This window comes from Pseudomonas sp. 22189 (genome assembly GCF_052045635.1).
Lineage (GTDB): Bacteria > Pseudomonadota > Gammaproteobacteria > Pseudomonadales > Pseudomonadaceae > Aquipseudomonas > Aquipseudomonas parakoreensis.
The window spans coordinates 1-21,593 of record NZ_JBQEPG010000033.1; the positions used below are offsets into that span (position 1 = coordinate 1).

Here is a 21,593-nt window from a genome sequence, read left to right on the forward strand (position 1 = left end):
GATTAAAAGACAAAATTAAAAGATCGCAGCCTCCGGCAGCTCCTACAGTGGAGGTGTGGTTCAGTGCTGGCGCCGGCCCGGTTTGAAACTGTGATGCCGGTTGATCCACACCGTCGCCAGCGCAATCAGCGACAGGATCAACAGCGCCCACGGAAACGACATCGCTCCCGCCCGATCCAGCAGCAACCCGCCAAACAGGCCGCCGCCGGCAATTGCCACGTTCCAGGACGTGGTGAGCATTGCCTGCACCACGTCCACATGCTCGCCGGCCGAATCCGCCGCAGCCGTCAGCAGCAACGTCGCCGAGCCGCCGAATGACAGACCCCACACCGCCATACAGGTGTAGATCAGCCACGGCGACGGAGACATCAACGCCAGCACCAGTGCAGTCACGGCAAACACCGCGAGGCTGATCAGGGTCAGCCAGCGCAGCCAGCGATCCACCAGCACGCCGATGATCCAGATTCCGACCAGCGAACACAGACCAAACACCAGCAGCACCAGATCGACACGCTCGGCCAGCCCGGCCTGCATCAGGAAAGGCGCAATGTAGGTGTAAAGAATGTTGTGCCCGAGCATCCAGGTCAGCACCACGAACAGCACCGGCCGCACGCCCGGCAGGCGCAATGACTGCAGCAACGGCAGGCGTTCGGCGCTGGACTGGCCCGGACGATCAGGCACCGCCAGCACAATCCACGCCGCCAGTACCAATGCGAGCGCCGACATTATTCCGAACGACGCACGCCAACCGATCAGATTGCCCAGCCACGTCCCCGCCGGGGTGCCCAGCGACAGCGCCACCGGGGTGCCCAGCATGGCGATTGCCAACGCCCGTCCTTGCTGATGCACCGGCACGATCCCGCGGGCGTAACCGGCCATGATGCCCCACGACAGTCCTGCGGCCATCCCGGCGAGAAACCGCGACGCGAGGGTCAGGCCGTAATGGCTGGAGAACGTGGTGATGGTGTTGAACAGCAGGAAACCACCGACCGTCATCAGCAGCACCCGGCGCCGTGGCCAGCCCCGGGTGGCCACGGTCAACGGAATCGCCGCGACAATCGAACCCAGCGCATACAGCGTCACCAGTTGCCCGGCGAGCACTTCACTGACGCCGAGCCCGGCGCCGATCTGCGGCAGCAGCCCGGCCGGCAGGGTCTCGGTGAGGATGGCGATGAAGCCGGTCATGGCGAACGCCAGCAACGCGGCGTACGGCAGTTTTTCTGTACGGGCGACGCGGTCGATGCGGTTGAAGTCGGTGCTTGCGGAGTCGGTCATGACAGGTGCAGCTCCCTTTGAGTCAAATGTGACGGAGGATTGTATACAACCTATCCATCATGACTGACAACACTTCCCTGTAGGAGCTGCCGCAGGCTGCGATCTTTTGATCTTGATCTTAGAAAACAAAATCAAAAGATCGCAGCCTGCGGCAGCTCCTACAGGGATTACTGCACCGGGAGGAAATTCAGAAACAGCAGGCTCTGCGCGTAATTCAGGCCAATACGCCGGTAACGCTCGTCGAGCATCTGCGTCAGCAAGTCGAGCCGCGCGACGATCTTGCCGAATTCGGTGGCGAAGCTCAGGTTGCTGCCCTCCTCCGAGATTTCATTGGAGAACAGCAGCGGCTGGCCTTCCTTGTTCTGCCGCTGGGCCAGAATCCACGTGGCTTTCTCGATATTGCGCGCGGCGTTGTAGACGAAGGTCGGGTTGATTGCATCGGTCATGTAGAACTCGATGCGATTGCCGTGGGCGGTGACCAGCATGCTGCCGATGGCATAGATGAAGGCGCCGACCCGATCCCCGAGAAACTCCGGACTCATCGCATAGCTGAGCGCCGCCAGATCTTTGCGCCCGCCCAACACCGGTAACGGTTGCTGCTGCTCGACCGCCAGGCGCACCTGTTTCACCGCCGTGTTGATGTCGAGGAAGCCCGACTTGCGCAGTTCTTCCGGGTTGCGCAAATACAGCTTGCCCATCAACCGATAAAGGCTGTTGAGGTTGTCGCGCATCGCCAACGTGGCCATGCGATCGACGCTGGTCTGCAGGAATTCCTGCGGTTGACCGTCACGCATCTGAGCGATGAAACCGTTGCCGGTCTGGTGCGTGCAACCGCTGACAAACAGCGATGACAGACAGGCCAGCAGCAGACATGGGCGGCGAACAAATCGGATGATCGGGTGAAAAGCTCTCGGCATGGATTCTCGAACGGGCACATTCCTGCGCGGCGGGCGTCGCCGCATCCTGGCCATGGATAGAGCCGGCAATTGCAAAAAAGTGCAGTGGCGGATCTGCCCGGTTGATTGGCGGCGAATGAGCGCCAAGCTAATTAGTCAGTCTTTATTGTTGAAATACACGTTCAATCAGCTATAAATCTTTTCCACACGCGAAAATAGATTGACTAGTGCCGTGTAGGAGCTGCCGAAGGCTGCGATCTTTTGATCTTGATCCTGAAAAACAAAAGTNAAAAGATCGCAGCCTTCGGCAGCTCCTACAGGGGAATTGTGGTGTTTTGAAAACAACAACAAAAAGGAAGGTCAACCATGCTTCAATCCCGACACCTGCTCTCCGGCCTCGGACTGTCCCTGATGATCGCCACCCTCTCCGCCAACGCGGCCGGCCTCAGCGCCGAACACAAAGCCTTTGGCAAAACCAATGACGGCACGCCCGTCGAGCAATACATCCTGCGCAACAGCCACGGCATGCAGGCGACCGTCATCACCTACGGCGCCACCTTGCAATCGCTGCTGGTGCCGGACAAGCACGGCAAAGCCGCTGACGTGGTGCTCGGTTTCGACGATGTTCAGGGTTACCAGAAAGGCACGGCGTATTTCGGCGCGACCATCGGCCGTTTCGGCAATCGCTTGGCCGAGGGTGCATTCGAACTCGACGGCAAGCGCTATCAAGTGCCGCAGAACGACAAGTCCAACGCCTTGCATGGCGGTACTCAGGGTTTCGACAAGAAAGTCTGGAAAGCGCAGGAAACCAAGGATAAGGATTCAGTCGGCGTGACCCTCACCTATCTGTCGGCGGACGGTGAAATGGGCTTCCCCGGCAATCTCACCACCGAAGTGACCTATCGCCTGACCGACAACAACGAGTTGCGCATCGACTACAAGGCCAGCACCGATAAACCGACGGTGCTCAACCTGACCAACCACAGCTACTTCAACCTCGCCGGTGCCGGCAATGGCGACATCCTCAAGCAGGTGGCCACCTTGCACGCCAGCCATTACACCCCGGTCACCGGCAAGCTGATCCCGACCGGCGAACTGGCGCCCGTGGCCGGCACGCCGATGGATTTCACCCAGCCCACTGCCATCGGCACCCACATCAAGGCTGATCACCCGCAGCTGAAATTCGCCGAACCGAAACAGGGCGGCTTTGATTTCAACTGGGTGCTGGACACAAAAGGTGATGTGAGCAAAGTTGCCGCCGAGGTCAGTGATCCGCAATCCGGACGGCATCTGCAGCTGTTCACCAGCGAGCCGGGCGTGCAGTTCTACACCAGCAACTTCCTCGACGGCACGGTCAAAGGCAAGGGCGGCAAGGTCTATCCGCACTGGGGCGCGTTTACCCTGGAAACGCAGCACTATCCGGATGCGCCGAATCAGCCGGACTTCCCAAGTACGCGTCTCGATCCGGGGCAGACTTACAACCACAGTGTGGTGTTGAAGTTCTCCGCTAAATAGCACCGGCCTTGTGGTGAGGGGATTTATCCCCGATGGGTTGCGCAGCAACCCTGCTTCTTGGGGGCGCTACGCGCCCATCGGGGATAAATCCCCTCGCCACAGGTTCATCGCCCTCCATTGGAACCCCTGCGCTATCCTGCTGCCCACTAAGGTATGACCATCAGCACAGGAGGTTTGAATGCGTACCCTTGAACTGGCAGGCGTGCAGGTTCCAGTGATCGGCCAAGGCACCTGGCGCATGGGCGAAGACCGCTCGGCGCACTCGCGTGAAGTGTCCGCGCTGCGCCAAGGCATCGAACTGGGCATGACCCTTATCGACACCGCAGAAATGTACGCCGAAGGCGGTGCCGAATCTGTCGTCGGCGAAGCCATCGCGGGCCTGCGCGACCAAGTGTTTCTGGTGAGCAAGGTCTACCCGCACAACGCCAGCCGCAAAGGCATTCCGCAAGCCTGCGAGCGCAGTCTGCGCCGGCTCGACACCGATTACATCGACCTCTATCTGCTGCATTGGCGCGGCCAGTATCCGCTGGAAGAAACCGTCGAAGCCTTCGAACGCCTGCGTTCGGACGGCAAGATCGGCCGTTGGGGCGTGTCGAATTTCGACGTCGATGACCTCGAAGAACTGGCCAACCCGGCCTGCGCGACCAATCAGGTGCTGTACAACCTGGAAGAGCGCGGCGTCGAATTCGATCTGCTGCCATGGTGCCAACAGCAACGCATGCCATTGATGGCGTACTGCCCGATCGGTCAGGGCGGTGCGATGCTGGCCGAACCGGTACTCAAGCAGATTGCCACTCGTCACAAGGTGACCCCGGCACAGGTTTCACTGGCGTGGATTCTGCGCCAGGATGGTGTGATTGCGATTCCCAAGGCTGTGCGACCGGAACACGTGCAACTCAATGCACAAGCGGCGCAGTTGCAACTGGATGCCGGGGATCTGGCGGCGCTGGACCAGGTATTCAAAGCGCCACAACGCAAGCAGCGGCTGGCGATGGTCTGAGTCGCTGGCTGCTGGCGAGGTCTTCGTCATGAGAAGCACTGATCAGTACGACCCGTTCAACCTGCAGCGTTTCGTCCAGGCGCAGGATCCGGTGTTCGAACGGGTCCAGCGTGAGCTCAGCGAGGGGCGCAAGCGCAGCCACTGGATGTGGTTTGTGTTCCCGCAGTTCGCCGGGCTGGGTGGCAGTGAAATGTCTCGACGCTTCGCCATTCAGTCTGCCGAAGAGGCGCGGGCCTATCTGGCCCACGATTTGCTCGGTGCACGGCTGCGCACCTGCACGCAACTGGTGCTGAACATCCGTCAGCGCTCGATAGCCGAGATTTTCGGCCACCCCGACGACCTGAAATTCCACTCCTCGATGACCCTGTTTGCGCAGTTCAGCGCCGACGACTGCCCGTTCGCTCAGGCACTGGAGCGCTACTTCCACGGCATCCTCGACGAATGGACCCTGCAACTGCTGGACTCAAAACAGGCCTAGTTGGCCCCCGATCAGGGTTGAAAAATCGTCGTCGACAAACGGCAGAATCGCATCCGCCACCGGTTGTAGCTGGCGGGTGATGTAGTGGTCGTAGTCGATCGCGGCGCGGCGCACTTCCAGCGGTTCCGGCCCGGCCAGGGTGATGACGTAACTGATCCAGCCGCCATTCTGGTACTGCCGTGGGCGCCCGTGCTGCGCGTTGTAATCATCGGCCAGTCGTGCCGCCCGCACATGCGGCGGCACGTTACGTTCGTAGTCATCAAGAGTGCGGCGCAGGCGCTTGCGGTAGACCAGTCGTTCATCGAACTCGCCGGCCAGGGTTTTGCGCACGTAATCACGCACGTAATCCTGATACGGCTTGCGCTGGAAGATCCGTTCGTAGAGTTCCTGCTGGAACTGCCGGGCCAGCAGTGACCAGTCGGTGCGCACGGTTTCCAGGCCCTTGTAGACCATTTCTTCGCTGCCATCAGCGCGGGTCACCAGTCCGGCGTAGCGTTTCTTGCTGCCCTCCTCGGCGCCGCGAATGGTCGGCATCAGAAAGCGTTTGTAGTGGGTTTCGTACTGCAATTCGAGGGCGCTTTGCAGGCCGTATTCTTCCCGCACGTGCTCGCGCCACCAGTCGTTGACGTGCTTGACCAGCGCTTGGCCGATCTGCGCCGCCTCCTCCTGACCGTGAGGCCGGCGCAGCCAGACGAAGGTCGAATCGGTGTCGCCATAGATCACCGCATGGCCCTGCGCTTCGATCAGTTGACGGGTGCGCAGCATGATCTCGTGGCCGCGCAAGGTAATCGACGACGCCAGACGCGTATCGAAAAACCGGCAGCCGCTGGAACCGAGCACGCCGTAGAACGCGTTCATGATGATCTTCAGCGCCTGCGACAGTGGCGCGTTGTGCTCGCGTTTGGCGGTCTCGCGACCTTCGGCGACCCTCGCGACAATCGACGGCAAGCAATGCCGGGTGCGCGAGAAACGCGCGCCGCGAAAACCCGGAACCGAATCGGCATCGTCCGGGTGCTGCAAACCTTCGATCAGCCCCACCGGGTCGATCAGAAAGGTGCGGATGATCGACGGGTACAGGCTCTTGTAATCGAGCACCAGTACCGACTCGTACAGCCCTGGCTGTGAATCCATGACGAAGCCGCCCGGGCTGGCCTGCGGTGGATTGGTGCCCAGGTTGGGCGCTACGAAACCCTGGCGATGCATCAGCGGCATATACAAGTGGGTGAACGCCGCCACCGAGCCGCCGCTGCGGTCCGCCGGCAGACCAGTGACGCTGGCGCGTTCGAGCAAAAACGTCAGCAGTTCGGTCTTGGCGAAGATCCGCGTGACCAGTTCGCAGTCCTTGAGGTTGTACTTGGCCAGCGCCGGTTTGTCCTCGGCGAACATGCGGTTGATTTCGTCCATGCGCTGGTACGGGTTGTCGATCGCCTTGCCCTCGCCAAGCAGGGTCTGGGCGACGTTTTCCAGGCTGAACGAAGGGAAACTCCAGGTCGCCGAACGCAGCGATTCGATGCCATCGATGATCAGCCGCCCTGCTGCCGAGGCAAAGTAGTGCGTGCGGCTGCCGTGTTCGCGCCACTGCATCTCTTCACCGCCACGGCCGATTTTCAGCGGCACGCCGAGGCGCCGCGCGTGTTCGTGGAGGATGCGCAGGTCGAACTGCACGACATTCCAGCCGATGATCGCGTCGGGGTCATGCCGGGCGAACCAGTCGTTGAGCTTTTTGAGAAGGACGGTGCGTGAGTCGCAGTATTCAAGGTCGAAGTCGACCATGCTCGCATCACCGTTCGGTGCGCCGAGCATGTACACCTGACGCTGGCCGCAGCCTTCCAGGGCAATGGAATACAGCTCGCCGGTTTCGGTGGTTTCGATATCCAGCGAGACCAGCCGCAGTTGCGGTCGGTAGTTGGGTTCGGGTTTCAGTTGGGCATTGAGCAAGACGCCGTCGTCATCGGCACTGCCACTGAACAGCACCGGCGCGGTGATGAAGCGCTCCATCAGGTAGCGTTCCGGCGGACGCACGTCGGCTTCAAAGACGTCGACCCCGGCGCGGTTGAGCGCGGTTTCCAGGCGCATCAATTGACCGTGTTGCTGGCAATACAGGCCCAGCACCGGGCGATGTTCGAAATCCTGCAGGGCCAGCGGGCGCAGTTCGACATTCTTTTCATCGTGCAGCAGACGTTCGGCCGCTTCGCGTTGTGCAGCGGGGATAAACGCCACTGACGTCTGCGGCGCCAGACGCACACGGCGCGGCCCGGCGTCGGTCGCCAGCCAGAACTCGACTTCGGTGCCGGCCGGGGTGTCGCGCCAATGCCGGGTCAGGACGAAGCCCTGCTGTAAATCCACCACTGCAACCTCAGGAATTGAATCAGAGGGGCATTCTACGCTGCCATTCACGGGATAACCCCATTCCCTGTGGCGAGGGGATTTATCCCCGATGGCCTGCGTAGCAGGCCCAAAGCCATCCAGTGATATATGTCAGAAAAATCCGGCTTCATGAGTTTGGGGCTACTTCGCAGCCCATCGGGGATAAATCCCCTCACCACAAGGTTTCCCTTCGCGCAGGCTCAGGGGTAGGTATTTTCGGCAAATGACGTTTTTTGCGTGCTATCTGCCGCTTTGCCACCTTGCCCTGCACGCCAGCGTCTACGATGCTTGGAGAACAACGACAACACCTGAGTAACCACCATGAAGACCGTCGCCCAACTGCTCAAGCTCAAAGATCAGAAAAATCAGGAAGTGCATCAGATCAAACCCGATCACATGGTGCTCGAAGCGCTGATGAAGATGGCCGAAAAAAACGTCGGGGCCCTGTTGGTGGTGGAAGACGAAAAAGTGGTCGGCATCATCAGTGAGCGTGATTACGCGCGCAAACTGGTACTGCACGGGCGCTCCTCGGTCGGTACACCGGTGCGCGACATCATGGTCAAGGATGTCATCACCGTGGACACCCACCAGACCGTCGACACCTGCCTGGGCATCATGTCCGACAGACGCCTGCGCCACTTGCCGGTGGTGGAGAACGGCAAACTGATCGGCTTGCTGTCGATCGGCGACCTGGTGAAAGAGGCGATTGCCGAACAGGCCGAGCTGATCAAGCAGCTGGAGCAGTACATTCGCGGGGAATAAGTCCCTCCCTCCTTTAGGAGTGAGCCCTGTGGTGAGGGGATTTATCCCCGATGAACTGCGTAGCGGTCCCGGCTTTTTTGGGGGTGCTTCGTGCCACATCGGGGATAAATCCCCTCACTACAGGATCTTGTGGTGGTCAAACCGGCCAATGCCGGGCAAACACCGGCGCCAGCACCGGGTGCCGGTCAATGCGCTGCAACCACGCGTAGAACCCGGGGCGGGTCTGACGCAGGTGCTCGCGACTCCCCGACCAGCGCGTCACCACCGCTGCCAGCACGTCCAGTGCGCCGGGCGTCTCGTCGTCCAGGTACAACTCGGCGGAAAACTGGTCGGCAAACACTTCCCAACTCCAGTGCAAGCGCTCGCGGGCACCGGCCATCAGATTCTGTCGTGAGGCTTCGTCCGGCATCACCAGCCAGCGTTCGGGGTAATCGATGACGCCGATGGCCGCGTAGCAATTGCTTGCGATGTAGACCATGCCGCGAATCGCCTGATCGCGATCAGTGGCCTCGGCCGGCAACAGGCCGAATCCGGGAAAGCGCAAGCCCAGGTGAATCAGAATCGCCACACTCTCGGTGATCGCACTGCCATCGGGCAACTGCAGGGTCGGCACCTGTTTCAGTGGATTGAGGCGCGCCAGGGCTTCGGCCGCCTCGCTCGAAGCTTCGATATCGATGAAGCGATAGGCGATCTGGCATAACTCCAGCGCTGCTTCGATGGCTGCAGCACCCGAATTGCGATGTCCGTACAGTTGATACATGCCCCCTCCTCGATCTCGACGGATCTGTGTAGCCCTATTTATAGCGGGTGTATCGGCTTTGGCACGTTTTTCCCATGCATTCGCGACTTGCGAATTCAAACCCCGCAAAACCGCGCTGGCGGTGCCCATCCCGCACCAAGAGCAATCATCGAACGCTATCCGCGTTCTTGTAAGGTGCGATACCGGACCAAAAGTTCGCGTATCCGAACTGGCAACAAGGAGGTCACTGCGTGAATCTTCAATCGTTCTGCCGTTTCACGGCCTGTTTATATCCATCCGCGCAATGTCGAGTTCACCTGAACAGTACCGGCCATCCGCGAATTTACGTCATTACCTGAACCTGACAAACGACCACTGTGTTGGCGCTGAATAATGTGCCGACAGCAGCGTGTTATTTATTTTTTAAATAAGACCCATGAAGTTATTGCGCAAGCACTGCGTCAATCAACGATTGCCGAATTGTCGAACAATAATTTCAACTGATTTTTTAATTGCACCAAAAGCGTTCCTGCGCACGCAACTAACGCAGATCCGAAATACTGATTTCATTTAAACAAAAACAAGGAACATGCGCCGTGACCCGCTAAAACATTGACCCGCACCAAATCAGTCCGTCGCGCACCATCAAGCGCCTGGGCGGACCCGAGCTCAGCGGCTCTATCTGGCTAATCCGGCCGATACAGCGCCCGGTCTGACTCGCCTGCAAAAAAGCCCCGGCGTTCGGGGCCGCGGACAGTCATGCACTAAAGAAAACCGGGACATTCTGTAAAACTTATATAAATGCGACATGAGTAACAGCCATGAAATAACCGCGCTACATTTCAGCAATATTTGGCACAGCGGTTGCAAAATGAATCACGACCATTGAAACAATCCATACCGATACAGAACAACACCAGGGAATGGCGAATGAACAAACGAAGTCATTGGCGTTAAACCAGTAAGCCTGCACAAGCCTATTCAATAGATAGTTCAACTATCGGCTTGCTTACACCCAAAAGAAAGTTACACCCACCCACTCGAACATCACCGAAATGTTCGGACGGCACCTTATTGCCCTTCATCAACCCGAGGGAGCTTTAATGAACGATGCGGTAAAGCACAGAACCCTGCCGGGGTCGTTACGGGAAGCGCCAATCCCGCTGTCACCGGACAGGCCAGCCTTCACGGCCAATACCTCGCAACCCGGCGGGTTGAACAAACAGCAAATGCTGTTGCTGGTGGCGGTATCGGCGCTGATACACGGCGGCGCCTGGTGGTTTTTCCAGCAGACCCGGCCCGAGCCACTGCCGACTCCGCCGCAGATTCCGGAAATGACCGTCGAGTTGACCAGCCCGACGCCGCCGGCACCGCCCACACCGGAACCGCCACCGCCACCGCCGCCCCCTCCACCTCCGGAACCGGAACAACCGGTGGAAGACGAAGATGCGGTCAAGCCACCGCCAAAACCGGTGGAAAAACCCAAGCCGATCGAAAAACCGAAACCGGTCGAGAAGCCCAAACCGGTGAAGAAAGTCGAGCCGCCGAAAGCTCCGCCCACCCCGGCACAACCGGCCGCTCCCGCTGCGCCGGTGACACCGAGCGCGCCACCGGCCCCGGCCGCCGCGCCTGGCCCGGTCAAGGAATCGGCAGCGATTTCCGGCCTTGCCAGCCTTGGCAACCCGCCGCCGGAATACCCGTCGCTGGCGCTGCGGCGCAATTGGGAAGGCAGTGTGGTGCTGCGCATTCAGGTGCTGGCCAACGGTCGCGCCGGCTCGGTGACAGTGACCAAGTCCAGCGGCAAGCCGCAACTGGATGACGCCGCCGTCGCGGCGGTAAAGAACTGGAAGTTCATTCCGGCCAAACGCGGTGACACGCCGATTGACGGCTTCGCCACCCAAACCATCGATTTCAAATTGCCGCAATAACGGCACAACCCGACGAACTCACAACCGACTTAATGCAAGCGAGGTGTAGCGATGAACAATTCACTGTCTTCGATGATTGTCCCCGGTGTGCTCTGGGGCCTGGTGCTGTTTTCCGTGGTCAGCTGGGCGATCCTGCTGGTCAAGTCGGCGCAATACCTGCGCCAGAAAGCCCAGAACAAACAGTTCAGCAAAGCCTTCTGGGGGGCACCGGATCTGCTCACCGCTGCCGAACACGCCAGCCAGTATCCGGGCTCGCTGGCGCGCATCGCCAGCAGCGGTTTCGAAGCCTTGCTGGTGGAAGAATCGCCGCGTACCACGCAACAACTGGCGCACACCATCAACCGTTCGGATCGCCTGGAACGCAACCTGCGCCAGCAGATCCAGAAAGAACGCCGCTCGCTGGAAAACGGCCAGGCGATCCTCGCCAGTATCGGCAGCACCGCGCCGTTCATTGGTCTGTTCGGCACCGTGTGGGGGATCATGGAAGCCCTGCAAAGCATCGGCGAAACCGGTTCGGCGAGCCTTGAAGCGGTCGCCGGCCCGATCGGTCACGCGCTGATCGCCACTGGCGTCGGGATCGCCGTCGCGGTCCCGGCGGTGCTGATTTACAACTTCTTTCTGCGCCGCCTGAAACTGGCCTCGGCAGACATGGATGACTTCGCCCACGACTTCGACGCCCTCGCCTCGCGCAGCGCGTTTTCCATCAGCCGCCAGGCCATCGCCAGCAAAACCACTGCCGCCGTGCGGGAGGCCAGCTGATGTCCTTTTCCACTCAAGACAGCGATGAAGTGCTCAGCGAAATGAACGTCACGCCGCTGGTGGACGTGATGCTCGTGCTGCTGGTGGTGTTTATCGTCACCGCACCGCTGATGACCAACGCGATCAAGGTCAACCTGCCGAAAACCGACGCCGTCGCCCCCGCCGAGAAGAAAGACCCGGTGGTGGTCAGCGTCGATCAGGACGGCAAGTTCTACCTGGCGAAAACCGAACTGGCACCGGAATCTCTGGAGGCCAGCCTCAAGGAGGTCAAGGCCAAGGACGCCGAGGTGCGCGTGCAGCTGCAGGCCGACGCCAACGTCAATTACGGCCAGGTGGCCAAGGCCATGGCGTCCATCGAACGCTCGGGCATCAGCAAGATTTCGGTGATGACCACCCACTGAGTGCGGTGTCGGGCGCGCGNCCCGACACCGCGAACCGCTTCCCGTCGCAATCAGCCGACCGAAAAACGCCAGACGTCTTCGGAGGGGATCGGCTTGCTTGAAGAAAGTGGCTTTCCGCATGCGGTATCACCGAAAGCGGAGCAATGAGGGGCTCACAAGGCCAATTCGATAACGTCTGATCAAGTCGGAAACAACCATGCTGATGAACACTCCACGCTTCACGCTCAAACCTTTGGTGGCAACGATTTCTCGTCACCGTTTTGTTCCGTTGTACCTGGTGGCCATGGGGATGGGCGCCGGGACCGTGCAAGCCGCCGAGGACGACAACGCCGCCGTCCCCGCTGCAGCCGCAGTGGTGGCACCGACCACGCAACTGCAACGGGTGGAAGTGACCGGCTCGGCGATTCGCCGGGTCGATGCGGAAACGGCCGTGCCGATCACCATTCTGAAAGCCGATGAGCTGCGCAAACAGGGCGTGACCACCACCGCCGAACTGGTGCAGCGGATCACCGGCAGCCAGTCGATCAACAACAGCGCAGGCTCGGTCGGCGCCGCCACCGGTGGCGCTTCGTTTGCCGACATGCGCGGCATCGGCGCAAACAAGACCCTGGTGCTGCTCAACGGTCGACGCCTGGCCAACAATGCCTTGTCCGGCACCAACTCGGCCGGTGGCGCGGTGGATCTGAACATGATCCCGTTTGCCGCCATCGAGCGCGTGGAAGTTCTGCGCGACGGCGCATCAGCCCTGTACGGCACCGACGCCATCGGCGGCGTAATCAACTTCATCACCAAAAAATCCCTGACCGACGGCCAGCTCACCCTCGGTGGCGAAACCCCGACCCACAGCGGCGGCGGTGCCACCAAAGACATGAGCGCCAGTTGGGGCTATGGCGATCTGGAGGAAGACCGCTTCAACGTGCTCGGCGTGTTCAACTACAACAAGCAGCAGAACCTCGACGCCAACGACCGCTCCTTCGCCCGCGACTACGATCCTGGTCGTGGCCTCGATCAGACCTCCGGCACCGCGTTCCCCGGCAACTACAGCCAGAACGGCAACGCCACCAACCCGTTGGCCAACAGCAATTGCAACGGGCCGAACCTGGTCGCGCGCGATGGCCTGTGCCGCTTCAGCACCCGCGAATACATCGACCTGATTCCGCAAACCGAAAAGACCTCGTTCTTCGGCAAGACCACCGGCAAACTCGGCGACGATCACAACGTCAACCTCGAATACTTCTGGTCACGCAACAACAACGCCACGGCGGTCGGCCCGGCCCCGCTCACCGGCCTGAGCCTGGATTCCTCGTCGCCGTACTACCCCGGCAACGGCATCACGCCTGGCCCGACGGGCTTCGCCCTCGACCCGACGCAACCGGTCGATGTGAACTGGCGCGAAACCGCCGCCGGCCCACGGGAATCGAAAGACCAGAACACCAGCCAGCGCTTTCTGCTGAGCTTCGACGGTCTGGTCGGCGGCTGGGATTACAACGTCGGCGCCTCGTACAACCAGAACAAAATCGTCTCCAGCGTCACCAGCGGCTATGTCAGCGATCAGGCGATGATCAACGGTCTGGCCAGTGGTCTGCTCAACCCGTTCGGCCCGCAATCCGCCGCCGGTCAGCAATATATCGACGCCGCGATGTACCACGGCGCCTACACCACCGCTGTCGGCCGCGTGGCCGGTTTTGACGGGCGGGTCAGCCGCGAAATCGGTGACTGGTTCGGTGCCGGGCCGGCCGGTCTGGCGCTGGGTGGCGAGTACCGCAAAGAGAAATTCCATCAGGATTTCGAGCAGTTTGCCGGTGACATCCAGAGCCTCGGCATCGACCCGGCCGGTAGCGTCGAGGGTGACCGCAGTGTGAAAGCCGCCTATGCGGAAATCAACGTGCCGGTGCTCGACAGCCTCGAACTGTCCGCCGCTGTGCGTCACGACAAATACAGCGACTTCGGCAGCACCACCAACCCGAAATACTCGTTCCGTTATCAGCCGCTCAAAGAGCTGGTGGTGCGCGGCGCGTACAGCGAAGGATTCCGGGCGCCGTCGCTCTACGAGCTGTATTCGCCGCGCAGCATCACCTACACCCAGGGCTACTACAACGATCCGGTGCTGTGTACCGGCGGCGTGGTGCAACCGGGTGGCAACGGCGGGCGCGATTGCGGTCAGCAGTTCCTCAATCAGATCGGCGGCAATGAAGATCTGGCTCCGGAGAAGGCGCGCAACGTGACGCTGGGCTTCGTCTATCAGCCGGTCAGCAACCTGTCGGTGGGGCTGGATTTCTGGTGGATTCACATCTCCAACCAGATCCAGCCGTTCCCTGAATCCACCGTGTTCGATCAGGCTGGCAGCTACCCGGATCGCTTCGTGCGCAACGCCGACGGCACGCTCAACTACATCGTCACCGGCAACGCCAACCTCGGCATCGTCGAAACCAACGGTGTCGATGTGTCGCTGGACTACCGCTTCCCGAACACCCCGTACGGCCAGTTCGGCCTGGGGCTGCAAGGCACCTACGTCGACAGTTATGACTTCCAGAGCACCATCAAAGGCCCGTTCACCGACAAGGTCGGCGATTTCGAAGGGGACGGCGTGATCGCGCGCTGGAAACACAACCTCACCGGCAGCTGGACCTTCGGCGCCGCAAGGGCGTCGCTGACCAACCGTTTCACCACCGGTTACAACGACTACGACCGCGATACCCATGCGCGCGTGGCGTCGTATTCGGTGTGGGACCTGTCGGCCGGCTACACCTTCAACAAGGTGCTGGATGTCGATGCCGGGATGAAGAACATGTTCGACCGCAACCCACCGTTCTCCAACCAGGCCTACAACTTCCAGAGCGGCTATGACCCGCGCTACACCGACCCGCTGGGCCGCACGCTGTTTGCGCGCATGACGTACCACTTCTAACCCCAGGGCTGGACACATCCTTTGTGTGACTGAGCTTTTGTGGTGAGGGGATTCATCCCCGATGGGGTGCGAAGCGCCCCCAAAACCTGAACTGCGGATGACCAGAATCACCGCATGCAATGGGTTTGCGACTGCTTCGCAGCCGGTCGGGGATAAATCCCCTCACCACAGGGCACTCCCACAGTTTTCAGCGTTGCCAGTGAGTTTTCGGGCTTAGAGGAAAAACTTCATGAGATTCATGCGCAACATGGCAGGCCTGCTGCTCGGCGGAGCTTTACTCTGCGCTGCCGTGCCGGCACTGGCCGCCGGCAGCTATGCACTGACGGTGTACGGCGAGGCGCCGAAGTATCCGGCGGGTTTCCAGCATTTCGATTTCGTCGATCCCGACGCGCCCAAGGGCGGTTCGCTCAGCCGGGCGTCGATGGAAATCGGCCAGTACAACTACATCACCCCGTATGCCGATCAGGGCATTTCCGTGGTGCAGGTCAACGACTGGGTGTATGCGCCGCTGGCGTTCCGTTCGCTGGACGAGCCCTACACCGTTTACGCACTGGTCGCGCAACAAATGGAACGCGATCCCGAGGGGCTCTGGGTGCGCTTCACCCTGAACCCCAAGGCCCGCTTCGCCGACGGCACGCCGATCACCGCCGAAGACGTGCGCTACACCTTCAACCTGCTGATGACCAAGGGCAGCCTCAGTTATCGCCAGCAGTACGCCGACGTGCAGGACGTGCTGATCGAAGGTCCACGGCAGGTGCGCTTCACCTTCAAGAACAACCTCAACCGCACCCTGGCGCTGGACCTGGCGACGCTGCGCGTGGTGCCCGAACACTGGTGGAAGACGCGCGACTTCGCCAACGGCGGCGGCTTCGAACCGCCGCTGGGCAGCGGTCCGTATCGCGTGAGCAAGGTCGACGCCGGGCGCAGCATCAGTTTCCAGCGCGATCCGGACTGGTGGGGCAAGGACCTGCCGGTCAGTCGCGGGATGTACAACTTCGACACGCTCACGGTGAATTTCTACGGCGACACCGACGTCGCTCGCCAACTGCTGCAGGCCGGTGCGTTCGATTACAACCGCGAGTTTTCTTCGTCCGGTTACGTGGTCGGCTACGACAGCCCGGCATTGCGTGACGGGCGTTTGCAACAGGCGATTCTCGCCCCGGAAAAACCCACGGCGGCGCAAGGCTTCGTGTTCAACCTGCAAAACCCGATTTTTCAGGATCGCCGCGTGCGTCAGGCGATCAGCCTGCTGTGGGATTTCGAATGGACCAACAAGCAGATGATGCGCGGCTTCTACGTGCGTCAGAACAGCTTCTGGCCCAAGAGTGAAATGGCCGCCACCGCCCTGCCCGACGCCGAGGAATTGAAGATCCTCGAACCGTTGCGCGGGCAGATCCCGGACGAGGTGTTCACCGAGGTCTATCAGGCGCCGAAAACCGACGGCAGCGGCTACATACGCGACAAGCAGTTGCAGGCGCTGAAACTGCTCGCCGAGGCGGGCTGGACGCCGCAACACAGCCGACTGGTCAACGCCGATGGCGAGCCGCTGGCGTTCACCTTCCTCGACGGTCAGGGCGGCTTCGACCGCATGCTGTTGCCATTCAAACGCACCCTCGCGCAGATCGGCATCACCCTGAATTTACGCCGGATCGATTCGGCGCAATACGTCAATCGGCTCAACGCCCGCGACTACGACATGATCGTCACCAGTTTCCCGCGCAGTGGCGATCCGATCGTCTCCCCCGGCCGCGAACTGTACAGCCTGTACGCCTCGCAAAGTGCCACGCAAGTCGGCAGTTCGAACTCGATGGTGCTGGCCAACCCGGCGGTCGATCAACTGATCGACGGGCTGGTCAAGGCCGACACCCGCGATGCCATGGTGCATTACGCCCGCGCCCTCGACCGGGTGCTGCAATGGGGTTACTACATGATTCCCAACTACTACTCCAAAGGCACGCCGACGGTGTATCAGAACCGCTTCGGCATGCCGCCGGTGCAACCGGCTTACGACGAAGGCCTCAACACCTGGTGGGAGGTCTCGGCCAAGCCGTTGACCACGCAACAGATGCACGCCCAGCTTGCGGGGGGCCAGTGACATGCTGCGTTATCTGAGTCGACGTTTGCTGCTGATCATCCCCACGCTGCTGTGCATCCTGGTGGTCAATTTCCTCATCGTGCAGGCCGCGCCGGGCGGCCCGGTGGAACAAGCCATCGCGCGTCTGCAAGGTTTCGGCGGGCACAGCATGGGCGGTGGTGGCGAAGTCGCTGCGACGGGCGGTGCCGGGCGCAGCAGCCGTGGCCTCGACCCGGCGCTGATCGAGGAAATCAAACACCACTACGGTTTCGACAAACCGATGCACGAACGCCTGTGGCTGATGCTGAAAAATTACGCGCAGCTGGATCTGGGCAGCAGTTTCTTTCGCGGTGCCAAGGTCACCGATCTGATCCTGCAGAAACTGCCGGTGTCGTTGTCGCTCGGCTTGTGGGCGACGCTGATCACCTACCTGATTTCGATCCCGTTGGGCATCCGCAAAGCGATCAGCAACGGCAGCGCATTCGATGTCTGGAGCAGCACCGCGATCATCATCGGCTACGCGATGCCGGCGTTTCTGTTTGCGATTCTGCTGATCGTGGTGTTCGCCGGCGGCAGCTACGTCAACTGGTTCCCGGTGCAGGGGCTGGTGTCGGATAACTTCGACAACCTCAGCACGTTGGGCAAGGTCGGCGACTACCTCTGGCACCTGGTGTTGCCGGTCACGGCGCTGGTCATCGGTGGCTTCGCCACCCTGACCATCCTCACCAAAAACAGCTTCCTCAACGAGATCAGCCGCCAGTACGTGATTACCGCACGGGCCAAGGGTCTGACCGAACGCCGCGTGCTTTACGGCCACGTGTTTCGCAACGCCATGCTGCTGGTGGTGGCGGGTGTGCCGTCGGCGCTGATCGAAGTGTTTTTCGCTGGCTCCTTGCTGATCGAAACCCTTTTCAACCTCGATGGCCTCGGGCGCATGAGCTACGAGGCGGCGGTGTCGCGGGACTATCCGGTGGTGTTCGGCGCGTTGTTCCTGTTCACCCTGTTCGGCCTGTTGATCAAGCTGATCGGCGACCTCAGCTACACCCTGCTCGACCCGCGCATCGACTTCTCGGCGAGGACTGCCTGATGTTCACACTCTCTCCTCTGGGTCAGCGCCGGGCCGCGCAGTTCAAGGCCAACCGCCGTGGGCGCTGGTCGTTATGGCTGTTCCTCGGCCTGTGCTTGATCTGCCTCGCTGGCGAACTGATTGCCAACGACAAACCCTTGGTGATCCGCTACCACGGCGCGTTGTACTTCCCGATCCTCAGCGATTACCTGGAAACCGATTTCGGCGGCGAGCTGCCGTTCCAGCCGGATTACGCCAGCGCTTACGTGCACTCGCTGATCGAGGATCAAGGCGGCTGGATGCTGTTTCCGCCGATTCCGTTCAGCTACGACACCGTCAACTACGACCTCACCGAACCGGCGCCAAGCCCGCCCTCGGCGAGCAACTGGCTGGGCACCGACGATCAGGCGCGGGACGTATTGGCGCGGGTGATTTTCGGCACACGAATTTCGATCCTGTTTGCGCTGATCCTCACCGGCATCAGTGCGTTGGTCGGTATCGTTGCCGGCGCGTTGCAGGGTTATTACGGCGGTTGGGTGGATTTGCTCGGGCAACGACTGCTGGAGATCTGGTCGGGGCTGCCGGTGCTGTATCTGCTGATCATTTTGTCCGGGTTTGTCTCGCCGAGTTTCTGGTGGCTGCTGGGGATCATGGCGCTGTTCTCCTGGTTGGCGCTGGTGGATGTGGTGCGCGCCGAGTTCCTCCGTGGACGCAATCTGGAATACGTCAAAGCCGCGCGGGCGCTGGGGCTGACCGACAGTGAGCTGATGTGCCGGCACATTCTGCCCAACGCAATGACCTCCACCCTGACCTATTTGCCATTCATTCTGACCGGCGCCATCGCCACCCTCACCGCGCTGGATTTTCTTGGCTTCGGCATGCCGGCGGGCACCGCCTCACTGGGCGAACTGATTGGCCAGGCCAAGCGCAATCTGCAAGCGCCGTGGCTGGGCCTGACGGCGTTTTTTGCCTTGGCGCTGATTCTGTCTTTGTTGGTGTTCATCGGTGAGGCTTGCCGAGACGCGTTTGATCCGAGGAGCTGACATGCAAAACCATTTGATCGAGATTCGCGACCTGCGCGTGGCCTTTGGCGAGCAGGCCGTGGTGCACGGTTTGAACCTCGACATTCGCCGTGGTGAATGTCTGGCGCTGGTCGGTGAGTCCGGCTCGGGCAAGTCGGTCACGGCGCATTCGATCCTGCGTTTGCTGCCGGGTAAAAGCGTCAGCAGCAGCGGTTCGATTACTTACAACGGGGTGAACTTGCTGCAGGCCAGCGAGCAACACCTGCGCGGTTTACGCGGCAACCGGATTGCGATGATTTTCCAGGAGCCGATGACCTCGCTGAACCCGTTGCACACGGTGGAAAAGCAAGTCAGTGAAGTGCTGGAAATTCATAAAGGCCTGAAGGGGCGCGCGGCACGTGAGCGGACGCTGGAACTGCTGGAACTGGTCGGTATTCGCCAGCCTTTGCAGCGCTTGAAAGCCTATCCGCATCAGCTGTCGGGCGGACAACGGCAACGGGTGATGATCGCCATGGCGCTGGCCAACGAGCCGGAACTGTTGATCGCCGATGAACCGACCACGGCGCTGGACGTGACCGTGCAGCAGAAGATTCTTGAGCTGTTGATCGAACTGCAACAACGATTGGGCATGTCACTGTTGCTGATCAGTCACGATCTGAATCTGGTGCGACGCATCGCGCAACGGGTGTGCGTAATGCGCCACGGTGAAATCGTCGAACAGGCCGATTGCGAGGCGCTGTTTCGCACCCCGCAACATCCTTACAGTCGCTTGTTGATCGAAGCGGAACCCAGCGGTGCTCCGGTGCCGAGTGCGTATCAACACAATCTGCTGGAAGTCGATGATCTGAAGGTCTGGTTTCCTCTGCCAAAGGCGCTGTTCAGTCGTTCGCAGGCGTACATCAAAGCGGTGGACGGCGTCAGCTTCCGCCTGCAACGCGGCAAAACGTTGGGGATTGTCGGCGAATCCGGTTCGGGCAAATCCACGCTGGGCCAGGCGATCCTGCGGCTGGTGGAATCCGAAGGCGAGATCCGCTTCGGCAACAAGCAACTGAGCCTGCTCAATCAGCGTTTGATGCGCCCGTTGCGGCGGCAGATTCAGGTGGTGTTCCAGGATCCGTTCGGCAGCCTGAGCCCGCGCATGTCGGTGCAACAGATCATTGCCGAAGGCCTGCTGACTCATGGCATTGGCACCGAGGCCGAGCGCGAGGCGGCGGTGATTCGCGTACTGGAGGAAGTCGGCCTCGACCCGAAGAGTCGCCATCGCTACCCCCACGAATTCTCCGGCGGCCAGCGCCAGCGCATCTCCATCGCCCGCGCATTGGTGCTGGAGCCGGCGCTGATCCTGCTCGACGAACCGACCTCGGCGCTGGATCGCACGGTGCAGAAACAAGTGGTGGAGCTGTTGCGACAATTGCAGATCAAGCATGGGCTGACCTATCTGTTCATCAGCCATGACCTGGCGGTGGTGCAGGCGCTGGCTCATGACTTGCTGGTGATCAAGGACGGCCAGGTGGTCGAGCAAGGGGCGTCGCGGGAGATCTTTGCTGCGCCGCAGCACCCCTACACCCAGGAACTGCTGAAAGCCTCCGGCCTGAGCGTCCCGCGTAAAACTGCCGAGCTTGTGTAGGAGCTGCCGCAGGCTGCGATCTTTTGATGTTGTTTTTCAAGAGCAAAAGATCGCAGCCTGCGGCAGCTCCTACAGGGGATTGGTGGGGCCTGGAGAATATTTTTCGGCCACTGCATCCAAACGCCTCCGTCACGGGTAGTCCCTGTAGCAGCCCTCTTCGGCTGTCAGCGGTTTACCCCTTTCGGAGATAACACAGATGAACATCACTCAACTGATTGGCCTCACCGGTTTGCTCGCCCTGTCCTCGACAACCTTCGCCCAGAGCAGCTATCCCGACGCGATCAAAGTCCCGGAAGGCCACAAGATCGCCATGGAAACCACCGGCGTCGGCGAGATCACCTATGAATGCCGCGACAAGCCCAACGCGGCCGGGCAGACCGAATGGACCTTCGTCGGCCCGAAAGCGGTGCTCAATGATCGCAGCGGCCAGCAGGTCGGCACCTACTTCGGCCCGCCCGCCACCTGGCAGGCCAAGGACGGTTCGAAAGTCACCGGCACGCAACTGGCCGTCGCCCCGTCGAGCCCGGGCAACCTGCCCTATCAACTGGTCAAGGCCAACCCCGCCGAAGGCAAAGGCGCGATGAGTGGCGTGAGTTATATCCAGCGTGTCGCGCTCAAGGGCGGCGTGGCCCCGGGCAGCGAATGCACGGCGGCGAACAAGGGCAAACAGGAAGTGGTGAAGTATCAGGCCGACTACATTTTCTGGGCGGCGAACTAGTTCCTTGATGCTCCTATGGGAGCGAACTGGTGGCGAGGGGATTCATCCCCGATGGGGC

At 60.8% G+C, this 21,593-nt stretch carries 17 protein-coding genes; 13 read left to right on the forward strand and 4 right to left on the reverse strand.

The window, feature by feature from the left end; all coding sequences use genetic code 11:
- Positions 1-60 precede the first annotated feature (60 nt).
- Both ACTJKS_RS24915 and ACTJKS_RS24920 read right to left on the reverse strand, forming a co-directional pair.
- A complete protein-coding gene (locus ACTJKS_RS24915; protein ID WP_108182259.1) occupies positions 61-1,275 on the reverse strand; it encodes an MFS transporter in 1,215 nt (404 codons plus the stop codon).
- Positions 1,276-1,442: 167 nt separating this feature from the next.
- Entirely contained in the window at positions 1,443-2,192 is a 750-nt protein-coding gene (locus tag ACTJKS_RS24920; RefSeq protein ID WP_108182258.1) for a hypothetical protein, read from the reverse strand.
- 345 nt (positions 2,193-2,537) lie between these two features.
- Here ACTJKS_RS24920 and ACTJKS_RS24925 point away from each other — a divergent pair, with 345 nt between their 5' ends.
- From ACTJKS_RS24925 to ACTJKS_RS24935, 3 genes are all read left to right on the forward strand, one after another.
- Positions 2,538-3,686: an aldose epimerase family protein gene (locus ACTJKS_RS24925; RefSeq protein ID WP_108182257.1), complete on the forward strand. Its 1,149-nt coding sequence runs from the start codon at positions 2,538-2,540 to the stop codon at positions 3,684-3,686.
- Positions 3,687-3,864: 178 nt separating this feature from the next.
- The gene (locus tag ACTJKS_RS24930; RefSeq protein WP_108182256.1) at positions 3,865-4,686 is read left to right on the forward strand and encodes an aldo/keto reductase; all 822 of its coding nucleotides are present in this window, start codon (positions 3,865-3,867) and stop codon (positions 4,684-4,686) included.
- 28 nt (positions 4,687-4,714) lie between these two features.
- Positions 4,715-5,164 carry a DUF1810 domain-containing protein gene (locus tag ACTJKS_RS24935; RefSeq protein ID WP_108182255.1) on the forward strand — a complete coding sequence of 150 codons (450 nt, stop codon included), beginning with the start codon at positions 4,715-4,717 and terminating at the stop codon, positions 5,162-5,164.
- Here ACTJKS_RS24935 and ACTJKS_RS24940 read toward each other — a convergent pair.
- Positions 5,150-7,510, reverse strand: coding sequence for a DNA polymerase II (locus tag ACTJKS_RS24940; protein ID WP_262949097.1), 2,361 nt, complete (start codon positions 7,508-7,510; stop codon positions 5,150-5,152). The genes ACTJKS_RS24935 and ACTJKS_RS24940 overlap by 15 nt on opposite strands.
- Positions 7,511-7,852: 342 nt before the next feature.
- Here ACTJKS_RS24940 and ACTJKS_RS24945 point away from each other — a divergent pair, with 342 nt between their 5' ends.
- Positions 7,853-8,293: a CBS domain-containing protein gene (locus ACTJKS_RS24945; RefSeq protein ID WP_041074056.1), complete on the forward strand. Its 441-nt coding sequence runs from the start codon at positions 7,853-7,855 to the stop codon at positions 8,291-8,293.
- A 136-nt stretch (positions 8,294-8,429) separates the two neighbouring features.
- Here ACTJKS_RS24945 and ACTJKS_RS24950 read toward each other — a convergent pair whose 3' ends face one another.
- A complete protein-coding gene (locus ACTJKS_RS24950; protein ID WP_041074054.1) occupies positions 8,430-9,053 on the reverse strand; it encodes a glutathione S-transferase N-terminal domain-containing protein in 624 nt (207 codons plus the stop codon).
- 1,082 nt (positions 9,054-10,135) lie between these two features.
- Here ACTJKS_RS24950 and ACTJKS_RS24955 point away from each other — a divergent pair.
- The 9 genes from ACTJKS_RS24955 to ACTJKS_RS24995 all read left to right on the forward strand — a co-directional run bounded on the left by ACTJKS_RS24955 (position 10,136) and on the right by ACTJKS_RS24995 (position 21,535).
- Complete coding sequence (locus ACTJKS_RS24955) at positions 10,136-10,960, forward strand: energy transducer TonB (protein ID WP_108182253.1); 825 nt, start codon at positions 10,136-10,138, stop codon at positions 10,958-10,960.
- A gap of 51 nt (positions 10,961-11,011) precedes the next feature.
- Positions 11,012-11,719: a MotA/TolQ/ExbB proton channel family protein gene (locus tag ACTJKS_RS24960; protein ID WP_007966644.1), complete on the forward strand. Its 708-nt coding sequence runs from the start codon at positions 11,012-11,014 to the stop codon at positions 11,717-11,719.
- Positions 11,719-12,120 carry an ExbD/TolR family protein gene (locus ACTJKS_RS24965; protein WP_003223575.1) on the forward strand — a complete coding sequence of 134 codons (402 nt, stop codon included), beginning with the start codon at positions 11,719-11,721 and terminating at the stop codon, positions 12,118-12,120. Before ACTJKS_RS24960 ends, ACTJKS_RS24965 begins: the two co-directional genes overlap by 1 nt.
- A 196-nt stretch (positions 12,121-12,316) precedes the next feature.
- Positions 12,317-15,028, forward strand: a complete 2,712-nt coding sequence (locus ACTJKS_RS24970; protein ID WP_440829033.1) for a TonB-dependent receptor — start codon at positions 12,317-12,319, stop codon at positions 15,026-15,028.
- 229 nt (positions 15,029-15,257) lie between these two features.
- Positions 15,258-17,123 carry an extracellular solute-binding protein gene (locus tag ACTJKS_RS24975; RefSeq protein WP_108182252.1) on the forward strand — a complete coding sequence of 622 codons (1,866 nt, stop codon included), beginning with the start codon at positions 15,258-15,260 and terminating at the stop codon, positions 17,121-17,123.
- A gap of 1 nt (position 17,124) precedes the next feature.
- Positions 17,125-18,189: a microcin C ABC transporter permease YejB gene (locus ACTJKS_RS24980; protein ID WP_108182251.1), complete on the forward strand. Its 1,065-nt coding sequence runs from the start codon at positions 17,125-17,127 to the stop codon at positions 18,187-18,189.
- The gene (locus ACTJKS_RS24985) at positions 18,189-19,211 is read left to right on the forward strand and encodes an ABC transporter permease (protein ID WP_108182250.1); all 1,023 of its coding nucleotides are present in this window, start codon (positions 18,189-18,191) and stop codon (positions 19,209-19,211) included. Before ACTJKS_RS24980 ends, ACTJKS_RS24985 begins: the two co-directional genes overlap by 1 nt.
- 1 nt (position 19,212) lies before the next feature.
- On the forward strand, positions 19,213-20,817 hold the full coding sequence (locus tag ACTJKS_RS24990; RefSeq protein ID WP_108182249.1) for an ABC transporter ATP-binding protein: 1,605 nt from the start codon (positions 19,213-19,215) through the stop codon (positions 20,815-20,817).
- 196 nt (positions 20,818-21,013) lie between these two features.
- Positions 21,014-21,535: a DUF3455 domain-containing protein gene (locus ACTJKS_RS24995; RefSeq protein ID WP_108182248.1), complete on the forward strand. Its 522-nt coding sequence runs from the start codon at positions 21,014-21,016 to the stop codon at positions 21,533-21,535.
- The last annotated feature ends 58 nt before the right edge of the window (positions 21,536-21,593 follow it).

Coding starts and splice junctions, on each gene's coding strand:
- ACTJKS_RS24995 (WP_108182248.1), top strand. CDS start 21,014: ATGAACATCACTCAACTGATTGGCCTCACCGGTTTGCTCGCCCTGTCC.
- ACTJKS_RS24925 (WP_108182257.1), top strand. CDS start 2,538: ATGCTTCAATCCCGACACCTGCTCTCCGGCCTCGGACTGTCCCTGATG.
- ACTJKS_RS24945 (WP_041074056.1), top strand. CDS start 7,853: ATGAAGACCGTCGCCCAACTGCTCAAGCTCAAAGATCAGAAAAATCAG.
- ACTJKS_RS24970 (WP_440829033.1), top strand. CDS start 12,317: ATGCTGATGAACACTCCACGCTTCACGCTCAAACCTTTGGTGGCAACG.
- ACTJKS_RS24975 (WP_108182252.1), top strand. CDS start 15,258: ATGAGATTCATGCGCAACATGGCAGGCCTGCTGCTCGGCGGAGCTTTA.
- ACTJKS_RS24935 (WP_108182255.1), top strand. CDS start 4,715: ATGAGAAGCACTGATCAGTACGACCCGTTCAACCTGCAGCGTTTCGTC.
- ACTJKS_RS24955 (WP_108182253.1), top strand. CDS start 10,136: ATGAACGATGCGGTAAAGCACAGAACCCTGCCGGGGTCGTTACGGGAA.
- ACTJKS_RS24930 (WP_108182256.1), top strand. CDS start 3,865: ATGCGTACCCTTGAACTGGCAGGCGTGCAGGTTCCAGTGATCGGCCAA.
- ACTJKS_RS24965 (WP_003223575.1), top strand. CDS start 11,719: ATGTCCTTTTCCACTCAAGACAGCGATGAAGTGCTCAGCGAAATGAAC.
- ACTJKS_RS24950 (WP_041074054.1), bottom strand. CDS start 9,053: ATGTATCAACTGTACGGACATCGCAATTCGGGTGCTGCAGCCATCGAA.
- ACTJKS_RS24990 (WP_108182249.1), top strand. CDS start 19,213: ATGCAAAACCATTTGATCGAGATTCGCGACCTGCGCGTGGCCTTTGGC.
- ACTJKS_RS24915 (WP_108182259.1), bottom strand. CDS start 1,275: ATGACCGACTCCGCAAGCACCGACTTCAACCGCATCGACCGCGTCGCC.
- ACTJKS_RS24920 (WP_108182258.1), bottom strand. CDS start 2,192: ATGCCGAGAGCTTTTCACCCGATCATCCGATTTGTTCGCCGCCCATGT.
- ACTJKS_RS24960 (WP_007966644.1), top strand. CDS start 11,012: ATGAACAATTCACTGTCTTCGATGATTGTCCCCGGTGTGCTCTGGGGC.
- ACTJKS_RS24980 (WP_108182251.1), top strand. CDS start 17,125: ATGCTGCGTTATCTGAGTCGACGTTTGCTGCTGATCATCCCCACGCTG.
- ACTJKS_RS24985 (WP_108182250.1), top strand. CDS start 18,189: ATGTTCACACTCTCTCCTCTGGGTCAGCGCCGGGCCGCGCAGTTCAAG.